Genomic DNA, 21,966 nt, shown 5'->3' with positions numbered 1-21,966 from the left:
CTTTGGGCATTGACGACAAGCGGCGCCGTTCATAGAATGGTGTTCTATTTTGCAAGCCTCCGGCAATGAGAGGCGCAAACATTTGGGAGAAGCGTTTCATGTCAGCCGCGATTGCGCCCGCTGTGCCGGATCTTGCCGCGCTGTCCTCGGCGCGCGAATGCTTTGCCGCCTTGCTCGGGGCCGAGGGCGTGGTGGAGAATGGCGGGCGTCAGCGCGCCTTTCACGATCCGTTTGAAGGCCCCGCCGCCCATGGCCATCAGCCCGCGCTGGTCGTCCAACCGGCCAATGTCGAACAGGTTCAGGCGGCGCTGCGAGTCGCGCGCGAACGGGGCCTCCACGTCTGGACATCGTCCAAGGGGCGCAATTACGGCTATGGCGGTTCGGCCCCGGTTGCCGATGGCGCGGTGGTGATCAATCTCTCGCGGATGAACCGGATTCTCGACATCGACGCCACCCACGGCACCGCCGTCATCGAACCGGGCGTCAGCTTTGCCGATCTCTATGCCGCGCTGCGCCGGGACAATGTGCCGCTGATGATGTCCGTACCCGATCTGGGCTGGGGCAGCATCATCGGCAATGCGCTGGAGCATGGCATCGGCTATAACGTGATGGGCGATCATGCCTCGGCCCTGTGCGGGATGGAGGTGGTGCTGCCCGATGGCTCGCTGCTGCGCACGGGGCAAGGCGCCCTGCCCGACAGCCCGCTATGGCACAGGCACAGACGCGGTTTTGGTCCGGCGGTCGATGATCTGTTCAAGCAATCCAATCTGGGCATCGTCACCAAAGCCGGGCTGCATCTGATGCCCCGCCCCGAAGTGATGGCCACCGGCACGATCCGCTGCGAGGCCGAGGGGGACATCGTGCCCCTGATCGCCATGGTGCGCCGCCTGCTGCAATCGGGCGTGCTTCAGGGGGTGCCGATGCTGGTTTCCTCGCCGCCCATGGCCACAGGATCGGGCGAAGGGCACTTTACCGCCGAAAACCTGCGTCAGGTGCTGCGCCCCGGTCGCTGGAATTTGCGCTTCGGCCTTTATGGCCATGAAGCGCTGGTTTCCGCCCGCCGCTCCGTGCTGGAGCGCGAAGTGGCCGCCATTCCCGGCGCGATCATGGAACTGCGCCAATATGCAGGCGATGCCGGTCCCGAGGATGTCGAACCGCGCGACCTGATCGCTGCGGGCATCCCCAATCAGGTATTGCTCGACCGGTTGAAAGGCGTGTTTGGCGACAGTTTCGGCCATATGGATTTTTCGCCGGTCCTGCCCATCGATGCCGATTACGCCCGCCGCACCGAAACCCTGCTGGGCGAAACCATGGCGCGCCACGGGCTGATCGGCGCCTTTGGTCTGCTCTGTTTCCCGCGCAGCATGGTCAGCGCCAGTCTGGTGATGTTTGATGCCGCCGATCAGGCCCGCGTCGATGCCGCCCGCGTGGCGGTGCGCCATCTGTGCGATGAAGTGGCGACATGGGGCTGCGCGCCTTATCGCGCCCATGTCGCGCTGGTCGATCATGTGCAGGACAAATTCGCCTTTGGCCAAAACGCGATGGCCCGTTTCTATTCAAAGCTCAAGGATGCGCTGGACCCACAGGGCCTGTTGGCGCCGGGCAATCACGGCATCTGGGCCGAAGGGCAGCGCGGGGCATGATAGCCAACAGCCAGATAGAAATATCATTGAATTATAAAAACATATGGGATGGGCGACAAGCAAGCTCCACCCCGCGAGGAGAAAGACCATGACTGGAGATCGCATCTCCGTTGCCCAGGCGCATCGTCAGGCGCGCATGAATATCATCGCCGGATTCCTCGTGTGGGGCATCGCCTTGGCGGGCGTGTCGATGATGATGCCCGTGATGTACAAACCCATTCTGGAATCGATGCATTGGACCATTGGCGAAACCACCCGCTTCATGGCCATCAAATCGGCCACCTCGGCGCTGGGCGGATTGGTGGCCGGGCCTTTGCTGGTGCGGGTGGGGGCCAAGAAGGTGCTGGTGCCCTCGATTTTCGTGATCGGCATTGCCACCAGTATGCTCTACTTCGCCCAATCTCTGACATTTTACTACGCGCTGGCCGCCGTGTCGGGGGTCTGTTCGGTATGGAGCGTGATCGCCGTTCAGGTGACGCTGGCCCGCTGGTATTCGGCCAGCCTTGGGCGCAACACCGGCTTTGCCATGCTGGGCGGAGCCGTGGCCGGATTTATCGTGCCGATGAGCACGCGCATGGGCGTTACCCATTTCGGATGGCATGCCACGGCGGGCGCGGCAGGCTTGATCGTGCTGGTGCTGGTGGGTCTGTCGATCTCGCTCCTGGTGCATGAAACGCCCGAGGCCTATGGCTACACCGCCGACGAACTGGACCCCGGCAAGGGACGCCCCACCGGCGCCGCGCCCGATCTGGGCGAGGATTTCGCCTCGTTCCGCAAGACGCCGCAATTCTGGATGCTGATTCTCGCCACCGCGCTGTCGGGCGTGATCAGCAACGGCATCAATGAATATATCCCGCTGTTCATCGAAAAGCACACCACGCTGGGCGCGACGGTGGCGGCGCTGGGCTTTACCATCGTCATGCTGATTTCCGGGCTGGGCAAGATCCTGTTCGGCTGGGTGTTCGACCGGCTCTCGACCAAGGGTGTGGCGCTGTGCTGGGCGCTGTGCGGCGTGGCGGCGCTGGCCACCTTCCCCCTGGCCGGTTATGCCACTTTCCTTGTTTTCACCATCCTGCGCGGCGTTTCGCATGGCGGGGTAATCGTTCAGGCGCCGGTGCTGGCGCGCCATATCTATGGCGTGCGGGCGCTGCCACAGGTCATCTCGCTGCTGACGGCGGCCTTCCATCTGGGCGCGGCGGCCGGGATCGTGGCCATCGGCGCTGGCGTGGACAAGACCGGCGGCTTTACCGTGCCCTTCATCGTGGTGGCGGCCGTGGCCTTTGTGGCGGCGGGCATCGGCTGGCAATTCCACCCGCGCCACTGGGCCGGCCAACAGGCCGCCGCCAAGGCGTGAAAGGAGACACCATGTCGATCCAGTTGCCCCATGGCATGAATGCCGCGACCTTTGACAAGGCGCTGGCCGATTTCCGCCGCGCGCTTGGCGATCAATGGGTGCTCTCGGGCGAAGAGGACCGCCAGACCTACATCGACCCCTATGCCATGGGCGACGGGCTGGACCATGATTGCAGCGCGATCCTTGCCCCTTCGACGGTGGAGGAGGTGCAGGCCATCATCCGCATCGCCAATCAGCACAAGACCCCGCTCTGGCCGGTCAGCCGGGGCAAGAATCTGGGCTATGGCGCCTCTTCGCCCAAGGAAAAGGGCGACCTCATCCTCGATCTTTCGCGGATGAACCGCATTCTGGATGTGAACGAGAAACAGGCTTCCTGCCTGATCGAGCCGGGGGTCGGCTATTTCGACCTGTTCCGCCATCTGCGCCAGCATGCCCCCTCGCTGTGGATGAGCGTGCCGGGCAATTCTTGGGGCAGTGTGATCGGCAATGCGCTCGATCGCGGCATCGGCTACACCCCCTATGGCGACCACTGTGAAACGCTGTGCGGGTTGGAAGTGGTGATGCCCGATGGCTCGCTGCTGCGCACCGGCATGGGCGCGATGGCCGGGGCCAAGGGCTGGCAGAGCTATAAATACGGCTATGGCCCCGGCTGGGACCAGATGTTCATGCAGTCCAATCTTGGCGTGGTGGTCAAGGCGGGGGTGTGGCTGCAACCCGAACCGGAAATGACGGCCAAGATCACGCTGGCCCTGCCCCGGTTCGACGATGCGGAATGGGCGCTCGATATCCTATGCGACCTGCGCCGCCGCGACATCATCCAGCACAATATTGTGTTCGGTTCGCCCGTGCGCGCGGCATCGACCATGTCTCAGCGCGCCGATTGGTATGATGGCCCCGGCGCCCTGCCCGACAGCATTTCGGAAAAGATGATGGCCAAGCTGGGCCTTGGCTGGTGGAATGCCAAGATCAGCCTGTTTGGCGATGAGGGCAGCGTGATGGCACAGGTCGCGCTGATCCGCCGCCTGTTCGAACCGCGTCTGGGCGGTCAGTTGCAGTTCGAACTGTGGAAACGCGGCGATCCGCTGGAAAAATCGGCCACCGGCATCCCCACCACGATGGGGCTGCAATCGGTCAACTGGTATGGCGGACGCGGCGGGCATCTCAGCTTTGCCCCGGTTCTGCCCCAGGACGGTGCGATGGCGCTGGCCTATGCCAAAAAGATCAAGGCCTATTATGAAGATGTCGGGCAGGATTATTACGCCAGTTTCACGATCGGGCGGCGCCACATCAACAATGTCAGCCTTATCCTTTACAACCGCGACGAGCCGGAAGCCATCGCGCGCGTGGACAAGCTCTATCGCCACTTGCTGAAAGAGGCCGCCGCCAGCGGCTTTGGCGAATATCGCGGCCATATTTCCTATATGGACGAGGTGGCCGCCACCTATGACTTTGCCGATGGCGCGCTGGCGCGGCTCAACAACCGCGTCAAATCCGCGCTGGACCCCAACAACATCATCGCGCCGGGCCGCAACGGTATCGGCAGCCGCGCCCATGGGGGAGACCGGCCATGATCCGCATTTCTGCCTTTGTGTCCGCCCTGACGTTGATCGCCATGCCCGCCGCGGCGCAAGGCCCGTCAGCGCCTAAATCAGCCAACGCCACGCCCATCGCCACCACCGCGCTGGGGGCGATCTTTTACGGCGCGCAATCGGCCAATCCGGGCGAAAAGCTGTTCGGCCAGAAATGCGCCTTTTGCCATATCGGCCCCAGCACCGGCAAATTCATGCTGGCCCGCCGCGTGCCCAAAGGGCAGGCCGAATTGCCCGACCGGCGCGATCTGACCGCCGATTATGTCAAGGCGGTGGTGCGCAACGGGCTGGTCAACATGCCCACCTTTACCCGCGTCGAACTGACCGACCGCGAATTGGCGCAGGTGGCCGACTGGCTGGCGCGGAAGGGGCGCAAATGAGCGGGCCGCAGCTTTCCCGCCGCTATATGCTGGGCGTAACGGGCGCGCTGCTCGGTCTGGCCGTCGCGCCGCCAGTCATGGCGCAAAGGCGAGCGGGCGCGATGTTCCTTCTCGACGCCCGCCTGCCCGAGGCCGCCGCGCTGAGGGCAAGGGCGGACGCCTTTGGCCATAGGTCCATCGATCCGCAGGGCGAGATGATCCGCCTGCTGACGGGCGAAAAAGCCAGCCTTGTGAACGGGGCCGCGACGGTGATCGGCCTGACGACCTATACCGACCTCATGCTGGCCCGCGATGTGTTGCGGGGGATGGGGCGCCCGATCCGTCACCATCTGGCGCTGCCCGATGGGCGGGCCGACGATCCGCTGCTGGCGCTCCTCCATCAGAGCTGCACCCGAAATTGCGGCTCGCGGGCCACCTCCTTTCTCTGGCTGGCCTGAAGCGCCGCCGACCCAAGGAATCCCAAAGTGTCCAAACTGGAATTCGACTATATCATCGTGGGCGCCGGATCGGCGGGCAGCGTGCTGGCCAACCGGCTGAGCGCCGATCCGCAAAACCGCGTCCTCCTGCTTGAAGCCGGGGGCAAGGCCACCCATCCCTATATCCGCATGCCGCTGGGCTTTCTTCAGGCTTTGCGCAATCCCGCGCTGACTTGGCAATTTGCCTCCGAGCCTGAACCGCATCTGGGGGGCAAGGTCTTTCCCCTGCCGCGTGGGCGGGTGCTGGGCGGGTCATCCTCGATCAACGGCACGGTGCATTTCCGGGGCCATCCGCTCGATTTCGACGATTGGGCGGCGCTGGGCTGCACGGGTTGGGACTACAAAAGCCTCCTGCCCTATTTCAAAAGGAGCGAGGACCATTGGACCGGCGGCAATGCGCGGCGCGGCAAAGGCGGCCCCATCGGTGTGCGCCCGGTCGATGTCTCGCGCCTGATGGCCGAGGAATTGCGCGCCTCGGCCGCCCTGCAGGGTTATGCCTATAATCCCGATTATGACGGGATCGACAATGAAGGCTGCGCGGATGTGCAGGTCGCGCTGAAACATGGCGAGCGCTGCGGCGGGGCCAGAGCCTATCTCGACCCGATCCGCGAACGCGCCAACTTGCGCATCATCACCCATGCGCAAGTCAGCCGAATCCTGTTTTCCGGCAAGCGCGCCACGGGCATCGCCTTTGACAAGGAAGGCGTCGAGCAGACCGCCACGGCCCGGCGCGAGATCGTGCTGTGCGGCGGAGCCTATGGGTCGCCGCAATTGCTGATGTTGTCGGGCATTGGACGGGCGCCCGATCTGGCGCGCCATGGCATTGGCCTTGTCCATGAATTGCCGGGCGTCGGGCAAAATCTGCAGGAGCATGTCCGCCTTGCCCATCAATATGACGCCGCCCCGCCCCACAGCTTTGCCCAGCAATTGCGCTTTGACCGCGCCGCTTTGGCCTTTCTGCGCTGGTATTTCCTGCGTTCCGGCCCCTTTGCCAATCAGATCGCGGCGGCCTGCATCCTTGCCCGTTCGCAGGACGGGCTGGATCGGCCCGATCTGCAGATTATGTCCAGCCCGGTGCGGGTGGATGCCAATATCTGGTTCCCCGGTTTTGCTCGCCCTAAGCAGGACTGCTTCTACAATTCCATCTGCCTGCTGCGTCCCAAAAGCCGGGGCAGCGTGTCCTTGCGCGATGGCGATTTCCGGTCGAACCCGCGCATCCATCTCAATCTGCTGGGCGATGGGCGCGACTGGGATGTGCTGAAAAAGGGGCTGGCGATTTCAAGGCGGATCTTCACCCATGGTCCGATTGCCGATTACATCATCGAGGAAACCCTGCCCGGCGCGCATGTTGCCAGCGATGAGGCGCTGGACGCGATGAAAGCGCAATTGTCGGGCGTGGTGCATCATCCTGTGGGCACATGCGCGATGGGCACGGGCGCGCAAGCGGTGGTCGATCCGCAATTGCGGGTGCATGGCATAGGCGGCCTGCGCGTGGCCGATGCATCGATCATGCCGCTGCTGGTGGGGGCCAACACCAATGCCGCCGCCGTGATGATCGGCGAGAAAGCCAGCGACCTCATTGTCCAATCCGCGCGTCAGGAGCGAAAAGCATGAACCCGATCTTTGAAACCGCAAGCCAGCGGATCGCCGCCCTTTCGGGCCATTTCATCGACGGCGCCTGGCGCAAAGGCTCCGGGGCGACCATCCCGGTGCTCGATCCCGCGCGTGAGACCGCGATCGGCGCGATTGCCGCCGGCGGCGCGGAGGAGGTGGATCAAGCCGTGCGTGCCGCGCGCCGCGCCTTTGATGCCCCCTCATGGTCCGCCATGCCCGCGGCCGAGCGCGAAAGGCTCCTGCTGCGCCTTGCCGATCTGGTCGAGGAAAACCGCGACGAACTGGCCGCGATGGAAACCATCGATAATGGCATGCCCTATGGCATCTCGCGCATGATGGCCGCGGGCAGCGCAATCAGCGCGATCCGCTATCACGCGGGCTGGCCCCGGCGCCTGACGGGCGAAACGGTCCCCATGTCGGTGCCGGGCAACTGGCATGGCTATAGCACGCATGAGGCGCTGGGCGTGGCGGCCCTGATCGTGCCTTGGAACGCGCCCTTTGCGATCACCTGCACCAAGGTTTCGGCGGCCTTGGCGGCGGGCTGTACGGTGGTGCTCAAACCTGCCGAACTGGCGCCGATGACCGGGCTGCGTCTGGCCGAACTGGTGGCGCAGGCGGGATTTCCCGCAGGCGTCGTCAATGTTGTGACCGGCCTTGGCGCCGAGGCGGGCGCAGCCTTGGTGGCCCATCCCGGCATCGACAAGATCAGCTTTACCGGATCAACCGCCACCGGCAAGGCGATCCTGCATCAGAGCGTGGGCGATCTCAAACGGGTCAGCCTCGAACTGGGCGGCAAGTCGGCCAGCATCGTGTTTCCCGATGCCGATCTCGCCCGCGCCATTCCCGCCGTGGCCATGGGCATTTTCGGCAACAGCGGCCAGGTCTGCGCGGCCGGATCGCGCCTGTTCCTGCACGAAGCGATCTTTGACCGCTTTATCGAGGGGCTGGTCGCCTTCACGCAAAACCTGCGCGTCGGGCCGGGAACCGAGGAGGGCGTGGCGCTCGGACCGCTGATTTCCGGGCCTCAGCGCGACAAGGTGATGGCGTATATCGAGGCGGGCCGGGGTGAAGGTGCCACGCTGATTACGGGCGGCGATGCGCCATCCGGGCCGGGCTATTTCGTCAACCCCACGATCTTTGTCGATGCCGATCCCTCCATGTCGATCGTGCGCGAGGAAATCTTCGGCCCGGTCCTCTCGGTCATGAAATTTGGCGACGACGATCTCGACGCTCTGGCCGCGCGGGCCAATGACAGCATTTACGGCCTCTCGGCCTATGTCTGGACCGCCAATCTGGCCAATGCCCATGCGATGGCGAAAAAGCTGCGTTCGGGGTCGGTCAAGATCAACGGGTCGGGCATGGAATTTGCCCTGCCCTTTGGCGGGTTCCGCCAATCGGGGCTGGGCCGCGAACATGGGCGGCATGGGGTGGAGGCCTTCACCGAAACCAAGTCGGTCATGGTGGGCTGGTAAATTTTGCGGCACAGGGGCGGGCCGAGGCGAAAGGAACGGCGCGCCCCCTTGAACTTCAATCCTCCAGCAGCGCCAATCCGGCGGCCAGCAGGTTTTCCACATCCTGTTGGGCCGAGGGCAAGGCCGCGCGCATGTTGACATAGCCGTGGATCATGCCCTCGGCCTCGATCTGCACCACTTTGGCGCCTGCCGCCCGCCCCTTGTCGGCATAAAAGCGCGCCGGATCGCTCAACGGATCAAGCGCGGCGGTCTGGATCAGCAGCGGGGTGGAAGGAACAGGCCCCAGCAACAGGTTGTAGCGTTCATCCCCCTCCGGCTTGCCGCACAGCGCATCGAACCAATCCATCGCGGCGCGGGTCAGCATATAACCCTCGCCAAAGGCGTGGAACGAGGGCCAGTCATCGCCCGCGCCCAGAAAGGGGTAGAACGCCCATTGCGCCAACACCGGACGCTCCGCCGGGATGGCTCCCAACCGTTGCGCCACAAGGACCGCCATATGTCCGCCTGCGCTGTCGCCGCAGGTTATCAGCCCGGTCGGCGCATGGCCCAGCGGTTGCGGCCCGGCGGCAGCCCAGCGCGCAACCTCTTCGGCATCCTGCGCAAAGGCGGGAAAGGGATGCTCGGGGGCAAGGCGATAGTCGACCGCCAGCACCGGCAGATCGCAGCGCTGCGCAATAAAACGGCAAAAGGAATCATGGCTGTCGAGATCGCCAAAGACGAAACCGCCGCCATGAAAGAACAGGATCAGCGGCCCGGGATCACGCACCGCGCGCGCATCATAAAAGCGCAGCGGGATCGCGCCGCAGGCCAGATCACGCACCACCGCCAAAGGTTCGGGAGGAAGATCCATCACCCGCCCCATGGCGCGAATGGCGGCACGCGCCTCGGCCACGGGCAGTTCGTTGATGGCGGGTGCGCCGCTCGCCTGCCCGGCGGCAAGAAAGGCGGCGACATCGCTGCGCACATAAGGCTCTGTCATGAATATCCCCTCCCTTGCCGGTTCAACCCTTGGCGACGTTGATGATCTTGGCCTGCGTGAATTCCAGCAGCCCTTCCATCCCCTGTTGCCGCCCCAACCCCGACTGCTTGGCCCCGCCAAAGGCCACATCGAAAGGCAGGTCGAGATGGCGGTTGACCCAGACCGTGCCGCTGTCGATCAGCATCGCCACCCTTTCGCCGCGCTCGGCATCGCCGGTCCAGATCGTGCCGCCCAGCCCATATTCGCTGGCGTTGATGGCCGCGACAGCTTCGCCCAGATCGTCATAGGGCAGCACCGGCAGCACCGGTCCGAACTGCTCCTCGCGCACAAGCCGCGCATCATCGGGCAGGTCGCGCACGATGGTGGGGGCGATGAAATAGCCCTCGCGCTCAATCGCGGCGCCCCCGGCCACGATCCGGCCCTGCTCGCGCGCCTCGGCCAGATAGTCGATCAGCTTGGCATATTGGGCCGCATTCTGGACCGGGCCGATCTGGCTGCCCTGATCCAGCCCGTCGCCCACCACGGCCGCGCGCGCCAGATCGCCGAGCGCATCGCACAGATCATCATACATCGCGCGCGGGGCATAGACGCGCTTGGCCGCCAGGCACACCTGCCCGGCATTGACCATGGCCGCGCCAAAGATGGCGGGCGCCACCTTGGTCACGTCGGCATCGTCCAGCACCAGCGCCGCATCATTGCCGCCCAACTCCAGCGTAAAGCGCTTGAGCGTGTCGGCCGTGTTGGCCAGCACCTTTTTGCCGGTGGCGGTCGATCCGGTAAAGCTGACATGGGCAATGCCGGGATGGCTGGTCAGCGCCCCGCCCAGATCATTGGCATCGGCCAGCGTCTGAAACACGCCCGGCGGCAGAATGTCGGCGGCCACTTCGCCCAGCATCAGCGTGGTGAGCGGGGTGGTCGGCGCGGGCTTGGCGATCACCACATTGCCGGTGATCAGCGCGGGCGCCAGTTTGACCACCAGCAGGATCAGCGGAAAATTCCACGGCGTGATCGCGGCCACCACGCCCAATGGGCTGCGATGTTCGGTGATCCGCTCACTCGGCGTATCGCGGATGATGTGGGGCGCGATCTCCTGCGCGGCGAACCAGCGCAGCCCGGCAATCGTGCCGCCCACCTCAAAGCGCGCCTGATCCAACGGTTTGCCCTGCTCCAGCGTCATCAGCCGGGCCAGCTCCTCGAACCGCGCCTCAACGCCATCGGCAAAGCGCTCAAGAAATGCCCGCCGCTCGGCATAGGAGCGCGCGGCCCAGCCCGGAAAGGCGCGGCCTGCCGCCGCCACCGCCGCGTCCAATTGCCCCGCATCCGCGCGCGGGGCCGTGGCAAACACCTGCCCCGTGGCGGGGTTGATAACAGGCATCGCGCCCGCCCCATCCACCAAAGCGCCATCAATCAACAGACGAAACGCATGATCCATATCACATTCTTTCAATCAGGCCGGTCGCCACGCTATTGACCAAGCCATGGCGCGGGACAAGGGCGTTGGACCGCAAAAGGCAGACTTCAGAACTTCATGCCGTAGCGCAGATACCATTCGCGCGGGCGGTTATAGGTGCCAAAGGCCGTGCCCGCCGCGATATTCAACCCGCCGCTGGTAAGATAGCGGGTGTCGCTCAGATTGGTCCCGCCCAGCGTGAGCGACCATTTGGCATCGGGCGCATTATAGGTAAGGCTGGCGTTGAACATATCATTGGTGGGGCGGCGCAGCAGCAGGGCGCGGGCGATATCGTTCCACACCTCGGTCGTATGCGTCCAGTCGCCCAGCACCACGAAGGAGCCGCCATTGCCCAGCTTCATCTCATAGCGGGGCGAGACATTGATCTTCCAGTTCGCCGTTTTGGGCAAAGGCGCGCCGACATAGATGCCCGCCTGAATGCCGGGAATAGGGCTGGCATTGACCAAAGCTGCGGGCAGCAGCGAGGTGTAATGGGCATCGATATAGCCCACCGCGCCATTGATGGTCAGGCCCCGCACCGGGGCGGCCACGACCTCCAGCTCCAGCCCCTTGATCCGCGCATCGCCCGCATTGGCGATGGTGGGCGAAGTGCCGATCTGGATGTTGAGCTGAACGCCCTTGTAGGCGGTGGTGAAGGCGGCCATGTTCACTTGCAGATGGCGGTCGAGCAGGCTGGATTTGATGCCAGCCTCGATGGTGGTGGCCTTTTCCTCGTTGAAATCGGGCGCGACATTGCCCTGCGGGTTGGTCAGGCGCGTTGTCCAGCCGCCGGTCTTATAGCCTTTCGACCATGAGCCATAAATCATGATGTCACGCGAGGGATGCAATTGCACCCCCAGCTTGGGCGAGAAATTGGAAAAGCTCTTGCGGTTGACGCCCGGCACATAGACCTGCACCGGATTGGCGGGATTGGGATAGGACAGCGCCGCATAGCAGGGCGGTCCGCCCGCCGCGACCGGCGGGGCCAGCGGGAAACTGCCATAGGGCGCAATCGTGCCATCGCCCGCGGCGCAGCCGAACAGCTTGTAATTGCCGCCGTTCAGATCTTGCTGCCCGCCCTCAAACAGCTTGCGCTCCTGCGTGTAGCGCCCGCCGGCGGTGAAGCCGAGCAGATCGCTGGGACGGAAATCGATCTGGCCGAACAGCGCCCAGTTTTCAGTGTTGAATTTGTTGGGGCCGTCCACCTGCAGCAAGCCCTCGGCAAAGTTCACATAGTCATGCAGATCGCCCTTTTCCTTGAAATAATAGGCGCCCAGCACATAGTTCAGCTTCTTGTCAAAAGCGCGGCCCAGCAATTGCAGTTCCTGGCTCAATTGCCACTGGTTCTGGGTAAAGCTCAGTTCAAGGAAGGAAAGCGGCGAGCCGTCGGCATCCACCCCGCCCTTCCAGTTGGTCTGGCGATAGGCGGTGATCGATTTGATGGTCAGACTGGGGCTGACTTCGGCCTGCACCGTGCCGCCAAGGCCCCATGCCGTCAACTTGGTGAAACTGGGACCGTTGGCATAGCTCAGATCCGGGTTGGCGATCAGGAAGCGCGAATCCCACGGCAGCCGGTCATTGAATGGATTGCCGTCAACATTGACGCTGCCAAGGCCTGCCATTTGATACTGAGGATTATATTGCGTGCCGCGCGGGCCGCACAGGGCCTGCGCATTGCGCGCGGCAATCTGGGCGGGCGTGCTGGCGATGCAGAAATTATAGAGACCGGCAAACAGATAGCCCGTGGTCGATGTGGGATCAAAAGCGGTGCCGGGCAGATGGTTTGCCCCCGCAAAGGGGCCGAGCACATTGGGGAACACACCCAGCAGCTTGGTCGCCTGCGCCGGGCTGTCCTGACGCGTATAGTCGCCGGTAAAGGTGGCGGTAATCGCCCCGCCATTGTCCCACTTCAGCTTGCCGCGCAGGCTGACACTGTTGTCGCCGCCCTCGCGCGAGCCATTGGCATAATCGGCATTGGCAAATTTGGTATAGGAATCCGAATTGCCCGCGCGCTGGTCGGGATAGGGAATGCGCTTCAAAAAGCCCTGACGGTTGATGCCCGAGACCGTCAGCGAGGAAAACAGGCCGTCGGTCAGCGGCACATCGACCGTGGCGCGCAATTTGACCATGTTGAAACTGCCCGTGGTGGCATCGAAACTGCCCTTGAACTCCTTGCCGGGATCATGGGTGACGATGCTGATGGCGCCGCCGATGGTGTTGCGGCCAAACAGCGTGCCCTGCGGCCCCTTGAGCACCTCGACCCGCTCCACATCGGGCAGATCCTGATTGGCGCCGACCGTGCGCGCCAGATAGACGCCGTCGAGATAGATGCCCACGCCCGGATCGATATTGAAGGCAAAATCATCCGACCCGATCCCGCGGATCGTGGCCGAAAGCACCGCCGAGGACCCCGAAAAGGGCGTGCCGCCATCCAGATTGACATTGGGCGCCAGCGCCGAAAGCGAGGCGACCGAAGTGACCGAACGCTCTTTGAGCGCCGAGGCGGTGAAGGCGCTGATGGCGATCGGCACGTTCTGGACATTTTCCGAACGCTTTTGCGCGGTGACGACGATTTCGCCAATGGCGGGCTCGGATGATGCCTGTTGCGCCATGGCCGGGGCGCCCGCCAGTGCGAAAGCCGCCGCGCTGCACAGCAAGAGATGGTGTCGCATGATGTTTCCTCTCCCCTTGGACGGTTTGCCCGCCCTGATGGAGGAAACGTTATCGTTTATAGCATTGCCTGTCTTGAACGACCGGGCGCGCTTTGCTTGAACGAACGGCCCTATGCGCGAAACCGGGTGGCATAAAAACTGGGTGTTTCGCCAAAGCGCTCGCGGAAGCGGCGGCTGAAATGGGCGGCATCGGAAAAGCCCAGTTCATAGGCCAGATCGCTGAGCGAGGCCCCGCGCGTTCCCTTGCGCAAACGGTCGGCGGCCAGCGCCAGACGGCGCGTATTGATATAATCGCTGGCGGTTGTCGCCATTTCGGCAAAGACCATCTGCACCTCGCGCGCGGGTACGCCGAGGGTCTGGGCAATCGCTCCGGTGCGCAGCGCGCCATTGGCCAGATTGTCCTCGACAAAGGCCAACACGCGTTCGCGCAGATCAGCGCCCGCCCCGGACCCGCTGTCCTGCGCCTGCATTGCGTTGCACAGCAGGCGCATCAACACCTCACCCAAGGCATCAGCTTCGGCGGGCGCATGCTCGTCGCTCCAGTTCTGGGCAAAGATCGAGGCGATGAAACCGCGCAGCACGCCCAGCGAAGGCGCCCTGTGCCGCAGTACCATGCCGGGGCGTCCGCCGAAGCGGCGTAGCGCTTCCCAGGGAAAATCAATCACAAACATGGCGTTGCGGTCGGAAATCTCGATGCCATACGGCTCATCGGGCGCGCAAAAGGTCAGATCGCCGGAAAACAGGGCGGCATGGCGGCCGCATTGCTCGGTTGCGCTGAAACCCTGCGACTGGAAATGGATCAGCCCGCGTTCACCCCCGCCTTGCGGCGCGGCGCCCGCCCAACGCCGCACCGATGAGCGTTGCGAAAGCGCAAGGCTGAGCCCGAAATCGCCCAATCGGCATCCGGTCCAACTGGCGTCGATGTCGCGCGCGCCATCGACCGTCATGCCTGGAAACATATCGGCAATCAGGTCATTCCAGTAATCCAGCCTCTCATCGGCGCAAACCGAGCCTGTAGCGTGCCTTGTCAGCATCGCGCTCTCCCCGTTCCGATGCGCTCTGAACGGCGCATTCATCGCCTTTCATAGCCCCATCGGCCGGTTTTGGAAAGAATGCTTCAGTTTTCGCGCAACCGTTCCGGGCCATCGTCAAGCGCGCCCGCCACCATGTCGCGCAACGGCAATTGCGCCTTCATCCGCACGGCCAGCATGGCGGTCCCGCTCACCTTGCGTTGGACAAACAGAGTAGGCGCGGGAGGCACGTGCCATGTTGCGCGGTCGCGCGCGATGCCCTCGCCCAGATGGCGGACATGGCCCACAAAGCTGTGGTCGGCAAAGTCGAACAGGCCAGGGCGGTTGAGGTGCCCTATCATGAAATCAACCATTTCGGCCAATGCCGGGCGATGCTTGCGGCTCATGGCGGCGCCGACAAACCCGCCCTCGACCAGCGCTTCGATCAACCTGTCGCGATTCCCCGCCAGTCCGGCGGCAAACATCGCGCGATACGCCCTGCGGGTTTGCGGCGATACCGGCCGCGCCGCGCCAAAATCCAGCAGCACGATGCGCCCGCTCTCGGCCTGCCAGCGGTAATTGGCAAAATTGGGGTCGGTCTGCATGGCGTCAAAGACAAAGATCTCCTTGAGCACCAGATCAAACAGCGCCGCCATGGCGCTGTTGCGCTGCGCCTGCGTGGCATTGGCCAGGGTTTCAATCGGCGCCCCGGCGATATAGTCCATGACCAGCACCGTTTTGCCCGACAGCTCGGCCACAGGCGAGGGGACCACGAAGCGCGCGTCGCCCGCCAGCCTCTCGCCATAGCCGCGCATCTGCTCGGCCTCGCGCTGATAATCGGCCTCCTCGTGCAGTTGCGCTTTGGCCTCGGCCAACAGGGGCGCGATATCGAGCGTTTCGGGCAGCAGCCCGGAGAGCCGCAGCAAGGTCGCGACATTGTCTATATCGGCATCAATGCTGGCCGCGACGCCGGGATATTGCACTTTGACCGCCACCTCGCGCCCGTCATGCAGGGCGGCGCGATGCACCTGTCCGATCGAGGCCGCCGCCAAAGGGCGCGGATCAAAGCGGGCAAAGCGGCCCCGCCAATCACGCCCCCATTGCGCGGTCAGCACGCGGTTGAGCTGGCTCGGCGGCATCGTATCCCCCGCTTCGCGCAGGCGGGCGAGGATGGAGGCCAGTTCGGCGGGCAGCAGATCGCCCGCGTCAAGCGAGAGCATCTGGCCCAATTTCATCGCCGCGCCGCGCATCCGGGCCAATTGATCGGCGGTGCGCAGCGCATTGGCCGGGGTCAGCAACACGTCAGACAATGAAGGCCGCTGCCCCTGGGCCAGACGGCGCACCCCTTCGGCCAAGGCGCCGCCCACGACGCCGCCCGCCAATTGCCCCAGTCCGGCCAGACGCGCCAGCCTTCCGCTGGGCACGGAACGCGCCCGGCTCATCGCACAAGGCCGTTAAAGGAAGGGGCTTTTTTCAACGTGCAATTGCTCATCATCCCAACATGGTAACGCCCTGGCGCCTTTGCCAGATGGCACAATGGGCATGGGCGGGCCAAAACGCCTCCGACGATTGCCCCTATGCGCAGGGCCATTTTGTTCATCTCCGGTTGCTGATTCGCGTGCCACAAAGTTGGTCAGCAAGAGATCAAACATCCAATAAAGGAATACCAAACCCATGCGCAAACTTGTTCTTTCCGCCGCCCTTGCGGCCGTGATGCTGCCCATCGCCACCCCGGCGCTGGCCGATCCTCCGCCTTGGGCGCCCGCCTATGGCCGCCGCGGCCATGACGAATATCGCGAGGATTACCGGGATCATGGGCGCCGGATGGAATATCGCCGCATGTCGCGCAATGATCGCATCTGGCGCGGCAATGACGGGCGCTATTACTGCCGCCGCAGCAACGGCACGACCGGCCTTGTGGTCGGCGCGGCGCTGGGCGGCGTGCTGGGCAACCAGATCGCGGGCAATGGCGACCGCACGCTGGGCACGATCTTGGGTCTGGCCGGCGGCGGCTTGCTGGGCCGCGAGATCGACCGGGGCAATGTGACCTGCCGCTGATCGGATCGGGTTGGAGGGCCGCATGAATTTGCGGCTCTTGCGCCTTTGGAAAAACCTGTAACGCAACCTAGAGGTCGAACTGCATCTGCGGGATTTGCTCGCGTTCGGCCTTTCGCGCGCTGGACTGGGCCTCTTTCTTGCGTGCGGTGGTGCGTTTGCGGCTGCCATGCCGCCGTTGGACGCTGTCCGCCTCGGCCCGCGCCTCTCGCGTGGAGCGCAGCGCGGCAATGGCCTGATGCGCGGCCCTCGCCGCCGCGCCGTGATCCACGATGGGTACGGGGTAGTCGGGGCACAAAGCCTCTCGCTGGGCGCGGTCCATCTTGTCCATGGCATGCAGCCATGCGCCCGGCACATTGGACAGTTCAGGCACCCATGCGCGGATAAACCGGCCTTCCGGGTCCTGATCCATCCCCTGCTTTATGGGGGAATAGATGCGCACCGTGTTAATCCCGGTTTCTCCCGCCTGCATCTGGCATTGGGGCCAATGGATGCCCGGTTCATAGTCAATGAAGGCGCGCGCCAGCACCAGCCCCGCTTCCTGCCAGGGCAGCCATAGGTCATAGGCGGCAAAGCTCATCAGCATGGCGCGCATGCGAAAGGTGGTCCATCCCGTGGCTTGCAGGGCGCGCATCACCGCATCGACAAAGGGATAGCCGGTGCGCCCCTGCGCCCATGCGGCCAGGCGCGCGGGATCGGCGGGCGGACGCAGGCCGACATAGCGGCGGGCAAAAGGGCGAAACTCGGCCTCCGGCTCGCTCTCCAGTTTCTGGATGAAATGGCAATGCCAATGGAGGCGCGCCATGAAGCTGCGCAGCGCCTGACGCCAATGGCGCGCCTCATCGGGCAAATCGGCATAGCGTTGACGGGTGGCCTGCCACACTTCGCGCATGGACACCGAGCCATAGGCCAGATGCCAAGACAGGCGCGAACAGGCATCGGGCGCGCTGAGCGGAGAGGACATGGCTTTGGTGTAATGCTCGCCCCGTTCGAACAGGAAACTGCCCAGCGTGGAGAGCGCGGCGGCCCGCCCGGCCGCTTCCGCAGCGCCCGCATCATCGGGCACCAGCCCCAAGGCTCCCGCGCCGGGCAAGGCATCACGCCCCGGCGCCGATTGCCACACAATGTCGGGGACCGGCAACAAGGGCTGGGCCATCATCGCATCCCACGCGGCGGCCCAATGATCGCGGTTAAGCCCCCGCCCCCGGATGACGCCGAACTGGCGCAATTCGACGAAAGGCACACCCTGCGCCCGCGCCCAGCGACGCACCGTCCGATCCCGCGCAAAGGTGAAAGCATTGCCCGTCTCCTCATGCGCCCAGAGCGCAAAAGGCCCGATCTGGGCGCGCAATGCTTCGAGTTCACCCACCGCATCGCCCACGCGCAGGCACAGCCGCCCCCCGCGCCGGGCAATCGCCTCGGCCAGATCCGCCATGCAGGCGCGCCAGAACCGCCATTGCCGCCCGGATGTATCGGGGCCGCGCCAATAATCAGGCTCGACAATGACGAGAGCAACAACCGGCCCCGCCATCGCGGCGCGGTGCAGCGCGGCATGATCCTCCAGCCGCAGATCGCGTTTGAACCAGACGACTTGGGGTAAAGGACCGCTGCTCATCTTGCCGCACCGACAGGGGCCGTGGTGGCCCCATGCAAAAGTGGCGAATAGGATGCTAATGGCTGACGATGGCAAGCTGGCCCCAAGGGCAAGCCGCATTTCCCGAAGGATCAGGTGGTGGAGAAAGGCCCAAAGATTATGTCTGGCCCATGATCGAAGCGCTGCGCAATCCCTCCCGCCAACCCAGGCTCAAGGTGTGGTATGACGGCGGCTGCCCGCTGTGTCTGCGGGAAATCGCAGTGATGCGGCGATGGGATCGGGCCGGAAACATTGCCTTTGTCGATCTGGACGATCCGGTGCAGGCCTGCCCGCTCGACCGGCGGCTGATGCTGTCGCGCTTTCATGCGCAGGAGGATGGCGTGATGCTGGTCGGGGCGGCCGCCTTTGCCGCGATGTGGCGCGCAATTCCCCGGTTGCGACTGTTGGGGCAAATGGCGCGGTTCGGGCCGTGCTTGTGGACGCTCGAGCGCGCCTATCGCGCTTTCCTGAAAATCCGGCCCACCCTGCAAAGGTTGCTGCGATGAACCGGGCCAACCTGTAATGGCAAAGATGCGCAAAAAGAGCGAGTTGCCCACCAAAGTCTGTGCGACTTGCCAACGCCCCTTTGCATGGCGCAAGAAATGGGCGCGGGATTGGGATATGGTGCTCTATTGCTCCGACCGCTGCCGTTCAGCCAAGGGTGGCCAGAAAGGCCTCGGCATCGCGCCATAGCTGCGCCTGCTTTTCGGGCGCGAAATTGGCCCATGTGCGCAACATATGCGCCATGCGGGGGTTGCCGCGCAAACGCTCGGCATGGCGCGCGATAAAGTGCCAGTAGAGCAGATTGAAGGGGCAGGCCCGTTCGCCCTCTTTGGCCTTAACATCATAGGCGCAGCCGCCGCAATAATCGCTCATCCGGTGGATATAGGCGCCGCTGGCCACATAGGGCTTGCTGGCCAGCAGGCCGCCGTCGGCAAACTGGCTCATCCCGATCGTGTTGGGCAATTCGACCCATTCAAACGCATCGGCATAGACCGCCAGATACCATTCATGCACGGCATGCGGATCAATCCCGGCCAGCAGCGCGAAATTGCCGGTGACCATCAGGCGCTGGATATGATGGGCATAGGCCTCCTCGCGCGTTTGAGTGATGCAGGCGCGCAGGCAGGCCATCGGCGTCTCGCCGGTCCAGTAAAACCACGGCAGCGCCCGGTTGGCCTCCAGCGCATTGCCTTGGGCGTAATCCGGGCCGCGCCACCAATAGATTCCGCGCACATATTCGCGCCATCCGATGATCTGGCGGATAAAGCCTTCGGCGCTGTTGATCGGCACGCGCCCCGCGCGCCACTCCTCCTCCACCGCGCGGCACATGGCCAGCGGATCGAGCAGCCCAAGGTTGAGATAGGGCGACACGACCGCGTGATACAGAAACCGCTGATCGGTCAGCATCGCGTCCTGATTGCGCCCGAATTCGGGCAGCGCCACGCGCAGGAAATGGGCAAAGGCGGCCTCGGCCTGGTCGCGCGTGACGGCAAACCAGAAAGGCTCCAGATCACCAAAATGGTCCGGAAACCGCTGCGCCACCAAATCCATCACCTCGCGCGTGATCGCATCGGGTTCGAACCGCATCGGCTGGGGCATACCCAGCGCGCCGGGTGGCGGGGCGCGATTGTCATGGTCGAAATTCCATTGGCCCCCGGCCGGCTTGTCGCCCTCCATCAACAGGCCGGTCTTGCGTCGCATCAGGCGATAGAAATGCTCCATCCGCGTGCCGCCGCCGGGCCGCAGGCGATCCTCGGCCCATTGGGCAAAGCCCTCGCGATCGGCCAGAAAGCGGCTGTCGGGCAGGAGGTTGGCCCAATCGCGCATATCCTGCATCAGCCGCCATTCGCCCGGTTCGGTGGCGATAATGTCCTGCGCGCCCCATCGCTGGCGCGCGCGCTGGGCCTCGCCGCGCAGGCTGCCGGTGTTGGCCGGATCATCAAGGCGGACATAATCGACCCGCCACCCGGCCCCGCGCAATTCCTCGGCAAAATGCCGCATGGCGGAGAGGACAAGCGCGATCTTCTTCTTGTGATGGCGCACATAGACCGCCTCTTCGGCGACCTCGGCCATCAAGACGATGTCACTGACCGGATCCGCCGCCGCCAGAGCAGAGAGAGACAGGCTGAGTTGATCGCCAAGGACGAGGATAATGCGCGCCATGCGGCGGGCCTAGCCCGCGCCCGCCGCGCATGATGCCTGTTTTTTGGGGCAATGCCTCATCAGAACCCCGCCTCGATCGCCAGACGCACCGCATCGGCCGCTGTCTGCACGCCCAGCGCCTGAAACATCGCGGCGCGGTGCATCTTGATCGTGCGCTCGGAAAGGCCCAGTTCATAGGCGATTTGCTTGTTGAGCCGCCCGCGCGCCATGGCCAGCAGCACCGCCCTCTGGCGCGGTGTCAATTCCTCGACCTTGGTACGGGCGGCGTTGGCGCGGCCCAGTTCTGCCTCATCGGCAATCTCGACCTGCGATCCAAGATAATATTCCAGCACGCCCTCATTATCGAAGATCGGCGCCACCATCACGGCATTGCGGAAGGGCTGGCCGTTCTTGCGGTAATTGAGGATCTCGACCATCACCGGCCGATGCTCGCGGATCCCCTCGCGCAGCGCCTCGATCAACTCGGGCTCGGAATCCGGGCCCGTCAGGAAACGGCAATTGCGCCCGATCACTTCATCACGTCCATAGCCGGTCAGCGCCTCAAACGCGGCATTGCATTCGATGATGGGATTATCGGGCAATCTGGGATTGCTGATGACGGCAGCGACCAGACTGCCCTTGATCATATCGGAAATAGCCATAGGCCGAAACACTTCCCTTTCGGCAATTGCCACCATCAGCATCGCCATCCTTGCCGGCTACCCTTTAAGCCATGTTGCTGCTCTGCGCCTCCTGTCTAGAGAGGCAAAGATGTTCAGCCATGGCGCGATCCCTTTCGCGCCACCGGGAGGCCGCCAATGAATCTCCTCACCTCGCTTCACACCTGCGATGCCGTGCTCGATGACGAGCATGAGGACGCTGCTCCCCTGGCCCCAGCGGCCCCCGCGGGCAGCGCCAAGCCCCCCGTGCCCGAGCATGTGCAGGAGGCGATCCGCACGTTGCTGCGTTGGGCCGGTGATGATCCGGCCCGCGAAGGGTTGATCGACACGCCCGCCCGCGTGGCCCGCGCGTGGCGCGAATATTGCAGCGGCTTTGGCGAAGATCCCGCCGTGCATCTGGCGCGCCAATTCGAGGAAGTGGGCGGTTACAACGAGATCGTCCTTCTGAAAGACATCCCTTTCCAGTCGCACTGTGAACATCACATGGCGCCGATCACTGGCAAGGCCAGCATCGCCTATCTGCCCCGCAACCGGGTGGTGGGCATTTCCAAACTGGCCCGCGTGCTCCACGGCTATGCCCGCCGTCTTCAGATTCAGGAGCGGCTGACCGCTCAGGTCGCCCAGTGCATCTGGGACAATCTCCAGCCGCTGGGCGTTGCCGTCACCATTGAGGCGCAGCATGGTTGCATGACCGGGCGCGGCGTGCGCACCCCCGGCGTCGGCATGGTGACCAGCCGGATGATGGGCACGTTTCTCGATGATCCACGCAGCCGCAAGGAAGTGCTCGCGCTGATGGGTTACTGAGCGAGTGGCG

19 protein-coding genes are annotated in these 21,966 nt (G+C 64.2%); 11 read left to right on the top strand and 8 right to left on the bottom strand.

The genetic code is table 11. The features are described 5' to 3' along the window. The first annotated feature begins 98 nt into the window (after positions 1-98). From PQ467_RS19075 to PQ467_RS19045, 7 genes are all read left to right on the top strand, one after another. Positions 99-1,643, top strand: a complete 1,545-nt coding sequence (locus tag PQ467_RS19075) for an FAD-binding oxidoreductase (protein WP_274177116.1) — start codon at positions 99-101, stop codon at positions 1,641-1,643. Between the two features lie 88 nt (positions 1,644-1,731). After that, the gene (locus PQ467_RS19070) at positions 1,732-2,997 is read left to right on the top strand and encodes an MFS transporter (RefSeq protein WP_274177115.1); all 1,266 of its coding nucleotides are present in this window, start codon (positions 1,732-1,734) and stop codon (positions 2,995-2,997) included. Positions 2,998-3,008: 11 nt separating this feature from the next. Further along, entirely contained in the window at positions 3,009-4,568 is a 1,560-nt protein-coding gene (locus tag PQ467_RS19065) for an FAD-binding oxidoreductase (protein ID WP_274177114.1), read from the top strand. Beyond that, on the top strand, positions 4,565-4,966 hold the full coding sequence (locus tag PQ467_RS19060) for a c-type cytochrome (protein WP_274177113.1): 402 nt from the start codon (positions 4,565-4,567) through the stop codon (positions 4,964-4,966). The genes PQ467_RS19065 and PQ467_RS19060 overlap by 4 nt, the downstream gene beginning before the upstream one ends. Further along, the gene (locus tag PQ467_RS19055; RefSeq protein ID WP_274177112.1) at positions 4,963-5,403 is read left to right on the top strand and encodes a hypothetical protein; all 441 of its coding nucleotides are present in this window, start codon (positions 4,963-4,965) and stop codon (positions 5,401-5,403) included. The genes PQ467_RS19060 and PQ467_RS19055 overlap by 4 nt, the downstream gene beginning before the upstream one ends. Positions 5,404-5,430: 27 nt before the next feature. Beyond that, the gene (locus PQ467_RS19050; protein ID WP_274177111.1) at positions 5,431-7,056 is read left to right on the top strand and encodes a GMC family oxidoreductase; all 1,626 of its coding nucleotides are present in this window, start codon (positions 5,431-5,433) and stop codon (positions 7,054-7,056) included. After that, positions 7,053-8,528 carry an aldehyde dehydrogenase family protein gene (locus PQ467_RS19045; RefSeq protein ID WP_274177110.1) on the top strand — a complete coding sequence of 492 codons (1,476 nt, stop codon included), beginning with the start codon at positions 7,053-7,055 and terminating at the stop codon, positions 8,526-8,528. The genes PQ467_RS19050 and PQ467_RS19045 overlap by 4 nt, the downstream gene beginning before the upstream one ends. Positions 8,529-8,583: 55 nt before the next feature. Here PQ467_RS19045 and PQ467_RS19040 read toward each other — a convergent pair whose 3' ends face one another. The 5 genes from PQ467_RS19040 to PQ467_RS19020 form a co-directional block, all read right to left on the bottom strand. Further along, on the bottom strand, positions 8,584-9,507 hold the full coding sequence (locus PQ467_RS19040) for an alpha/beta hydrolase (protein ID WP_274177109.1): 924 nt from the start codon (positions 9,505-9,507) through the stop codon (positions 8,584-8,586). A gap of 22 nt (positions 9,508-9,529) precedes the next feature. Next, positions 9,530-10,939 (bottom strand): aldehyde dehydrogenase family protein, encoded by a 1,410-nt coding sequence (locus PQ467_RS19035; RefSeq protein ID WP_274177108.1) that lies wholly within the window; start codon positions 10,937-10,939, stop codon positions 9,530-9,532. A gap of 86 nt (positions 10,940-11,025) precedes the next feature. Next, positions 11,026-13,629, bottom strand: coding sequence for a TonB-dependent receptor (locus tag PQ467_RS19030; protein WP_274177107.1), 2,604 nt, complete (start codon positions 13,627-13,629; stop codon positions 11,026-11,028). Positions 13,630-13,739: 110 nt separating this feature from the next. Then, positions 13,740-14,663 (bottom strand): helix-turn-helix domain-containing protein, encoded by a 924-nt coding sequence (locus PQ467_RS19025; protein WP_274177106.1) that lies wholly within the window; start codon positions 14,661-14,663, stop codon positions 13,740-13,742. A gap of 83 nt (positions 14,664-14,746) precedes the next feature. Beyond that, positions 14,747-16,081 (bottom strand): ABC1 kinase family protein, encoded by a 1,335-nt coding sequence (locus tag PQ467_RS19020; protein WP_274177105.1) that lies wholly within the window; start codon positions 16,079-16,081, stop codon positions 14,747-14,749. Positions 16,082-16,313: 232 nt separating this feature from the next. On the opposite strand from PQ467_RS19020, the gene PQ467_RS19015 reads away from it, so the two are divergent. Continuing rightward, the gene (locus PQ467_RS19015; RefSeq protein WP_274177104.1) at positions 16,314-16,697 is read left to right on the top strand and encodes a glycine zipper 2TM domain-containing protein; all 384 of its coding nucleotides are present in this window, start codon (positions 16,314-16,316) and stop codon (positions 16,695-16,697) included. A gap of 67 nt (positions 16,698-16,764) precedes the next feature. On the opposite strand, the gene PQ467_RS19010 is transcribed toward PQ467_RS19015, so the two are convergent. After that, complete coding sequence (locus PQ467_RS19010) at positions 16,765-18,309, bottom strand: cryptochrome/deoxyribodipyrimidine photo-lyase family protein (protein ID WP_274177103.1); 1,545 nt, start codon at positions 18,307-18,309, stop codon at positions 16,765-16,767. Positions 18,310-18,458: 149 nt separating this feature from the next. On the opposite strand from PQ467_RS19010, the gene PQ467_RS19005 reads away from it, so the two are divergent. Beyond that, on the top strand, positions 18,459-18,833 hold the full coding sequence (locus PQ467_RS19005) for a thiol-disulfide oxidoreductase DCC family protein (RefSeq protein WP_274177102.1): 375 nt from the start codon (positions 18,459-18,461) through the stop codon (positions 18,831-18,833). A gap of 16 nt (positions 18,834-18,849) precedes the next feature. After that, positions 18,850-19,020 (top strand): DUF2256 domain-containing protein, encoded by a 171-nt coding sequence (locus PQ467_RS19000; protein ID WP_274177101.1) that lies wholly within the window; start codon positions 18,850-18,852, stop codon positions 19,018-19,020. On the opposite strand, the gene PQ467_RS18995 is transcribed toward PQ467_RS19000, so the two are convergent. Both PQ467_RS18995 and PQ467_RS18990 read right to left on the bottom strand, forming a co-directional pair. Further along, positions 18,979-20,493, bottom strand: a complete 1,515-nt coding sequence (locus PQ467_RS18995) for a cryptochrome/photolyase family protein (protein ID WP_274177100.1) — start codon at positions 20,491-20,493, stop codon at positions 18,979-18,981. The two genes, PQ467_RS19000 and PQ467_RS18995, sit on opposite strands and share 42 nt — an antisense overlap. Before the next feature lie 59 nt (positions 20,494-20,552). After that, complete coding sequence (locus PQ467_RS18990; RefSeq protein ID WP_274177099.1) at positions 20,553-21,134, bottom strand: response regulator transcription factor; 582 nt, start codon at positions 21,132-21,134, stop codon at positions 20,553-20,555. Positions 21,135-21,290: 156 nt separating this feature from the next. On the opposite strand from PQ467_RS18990, the gene folE reads away from it, so the two are divergent. Next, a complete protein-coding gene (gene folE / locus PQ467_RS18985; RefSeq protein WP_274177098.1) occupies positions 21,291-21,956 on the top strand; it encodes a GTP cyclohydrolase I FolE in 666 nt (221 codons plus the stop codon). The last annotated feature ends 10 nt before the right edge of the window (positions 21,957-21,966 follow it).

Origin of the sequence: Novosphingobium sp. KACC 22771, from assembly GCF_028736195.1 — a bacterium.
Lineage (GTDB): Bacteria > Pseudomonadota > Alphaproteobacteria > Sphingomonadales > Sphingomonadaceae > Novosphingobium.
This window is presented reverse-complemented; position numbering and strand designations above follow the sequence as displayed.

Coding starts and splice junctions, on each gene's coding strand:
- PQ467_RS19035 (WP_274177108.1), bottom strand. CDS start 10,939: ATGGATCATGCGTTTCGTCTGTTGATTGATGGCGCTTTGGTGGATGGG.
- PQ467_RS19015 (WP_274177104.1), top strand. CDS start 16,314: ATGCGCAAACTTGTTCTTTCCGCCGCCCTTGCGGCCGTGATGCTGCCC.
- PQ467_RS19010 (WP_274177103.1), bottom strand. CDS start 18,309: ATGAGCAGCGGTCCTTTACCCCAAGTCGTCTGGTTCAAACGCGATCTG.
- PQ467_RS19040 (WP_274177109.1), bottom strand. CDS start 9,507: ATGACAGAGCCTTATGTGCGCAGCGATGTCGCCGCCTTTCTTGCCGCC.
- PQ467_RS19075 (WP_274177116.1), top strand. CDS start 99: ATGTCAGCCGCGATTGCGCCCGCTGTGCCGGATCTTGCCGCGCTGTCC.
- PQ467_RS19030 (WP_274177107.1), bottom strand. CDS start 13,629: ATGCGACACCATCTCTTGCTGTGCAGCGCGGCGGCTTTCGCACTGGCG.
- PQ467_RS19045 (WP_274177110.1), top strand. CDS start 7,053: ATGAACCCGATCTTTGAAACCGCAAGCCAGCGGATCGCCGCCCTTTCG.
- PQ467_RS18990 (WP_274177099.1), bottom strand. CDS start 21,134: ATGGCTATTTCCGATATGATCAAGGGCAGTCTGGTCGCTGCCGTCATC.
- PQ467_RS19060 (WP_274177113.1), top strand. CDS start 4,565: ATGATCCGCATTTCTGCCTTTGTGTCCGCCCTGACGTTGATCGCCATG.
- PQ467_RS18995 (WP_274177100.1), bottom strand. CDS start 20,493: ATGGCGCGCATTATCCTCGTCCTTGGCGATCAACTCAGCCTGTCTCTC.
- PQ467_RS19000 (WP_274177101.1), top strand. CDS start 18,850: ATGGCAAAGATGCGCAAAAAGAGCGAGTTGCCCACCAAAGTCTGTGCG.
- PQ467_RS19020 (WP_274177105.1), bottom strand. CDS start 16,081: ATGAGCCGGGCGCGTTCCGTGCCCAGCGGAAGGCTGGCGCGTCTGGCC.
- folE (WP_274177098.1), top strand. CDS start 21,291: ATGAATCTCCTCACCTCGCTTCACACCTGCGATGCCGTGCTCGATGAC.
- PQ467_RS19005 (WP_274177102.1), top strand. CDS start 18,459: ATGATCGAAGCGCTGCGCAATCCCTCCCGCCAACCCAGGCTCAAGGTG.
- PQ467_RS19025 (WP_274177106.1), bottom strand. CDS start 14,663: ATGCTGACAAGGCACGCTACAGGCTCGGTTTGCGCCGATGAGAGGCTG.
- PQ467_RS19065 (WP_274177114.1), top strand. CDS start 3,009: ATGTCGATCCAGTTGCCCCATGGCATGAATGCCGCGACCTTTGACAAG.
- PQ467_RS19055 (WP_274177112.1), top strand. CDS start 4,963: ATGAGCGGGCCGCAGCTTTCCCGCCGCTATATGCTGGGCGTAACGGGC.
- PQ467_RS19070 (WP_274177115.1), top strand. CDS start 1,732: ATGACTGGAGATCGCATCTCCGTTGCCCAGGCGCATCGTCAGGCGCGC.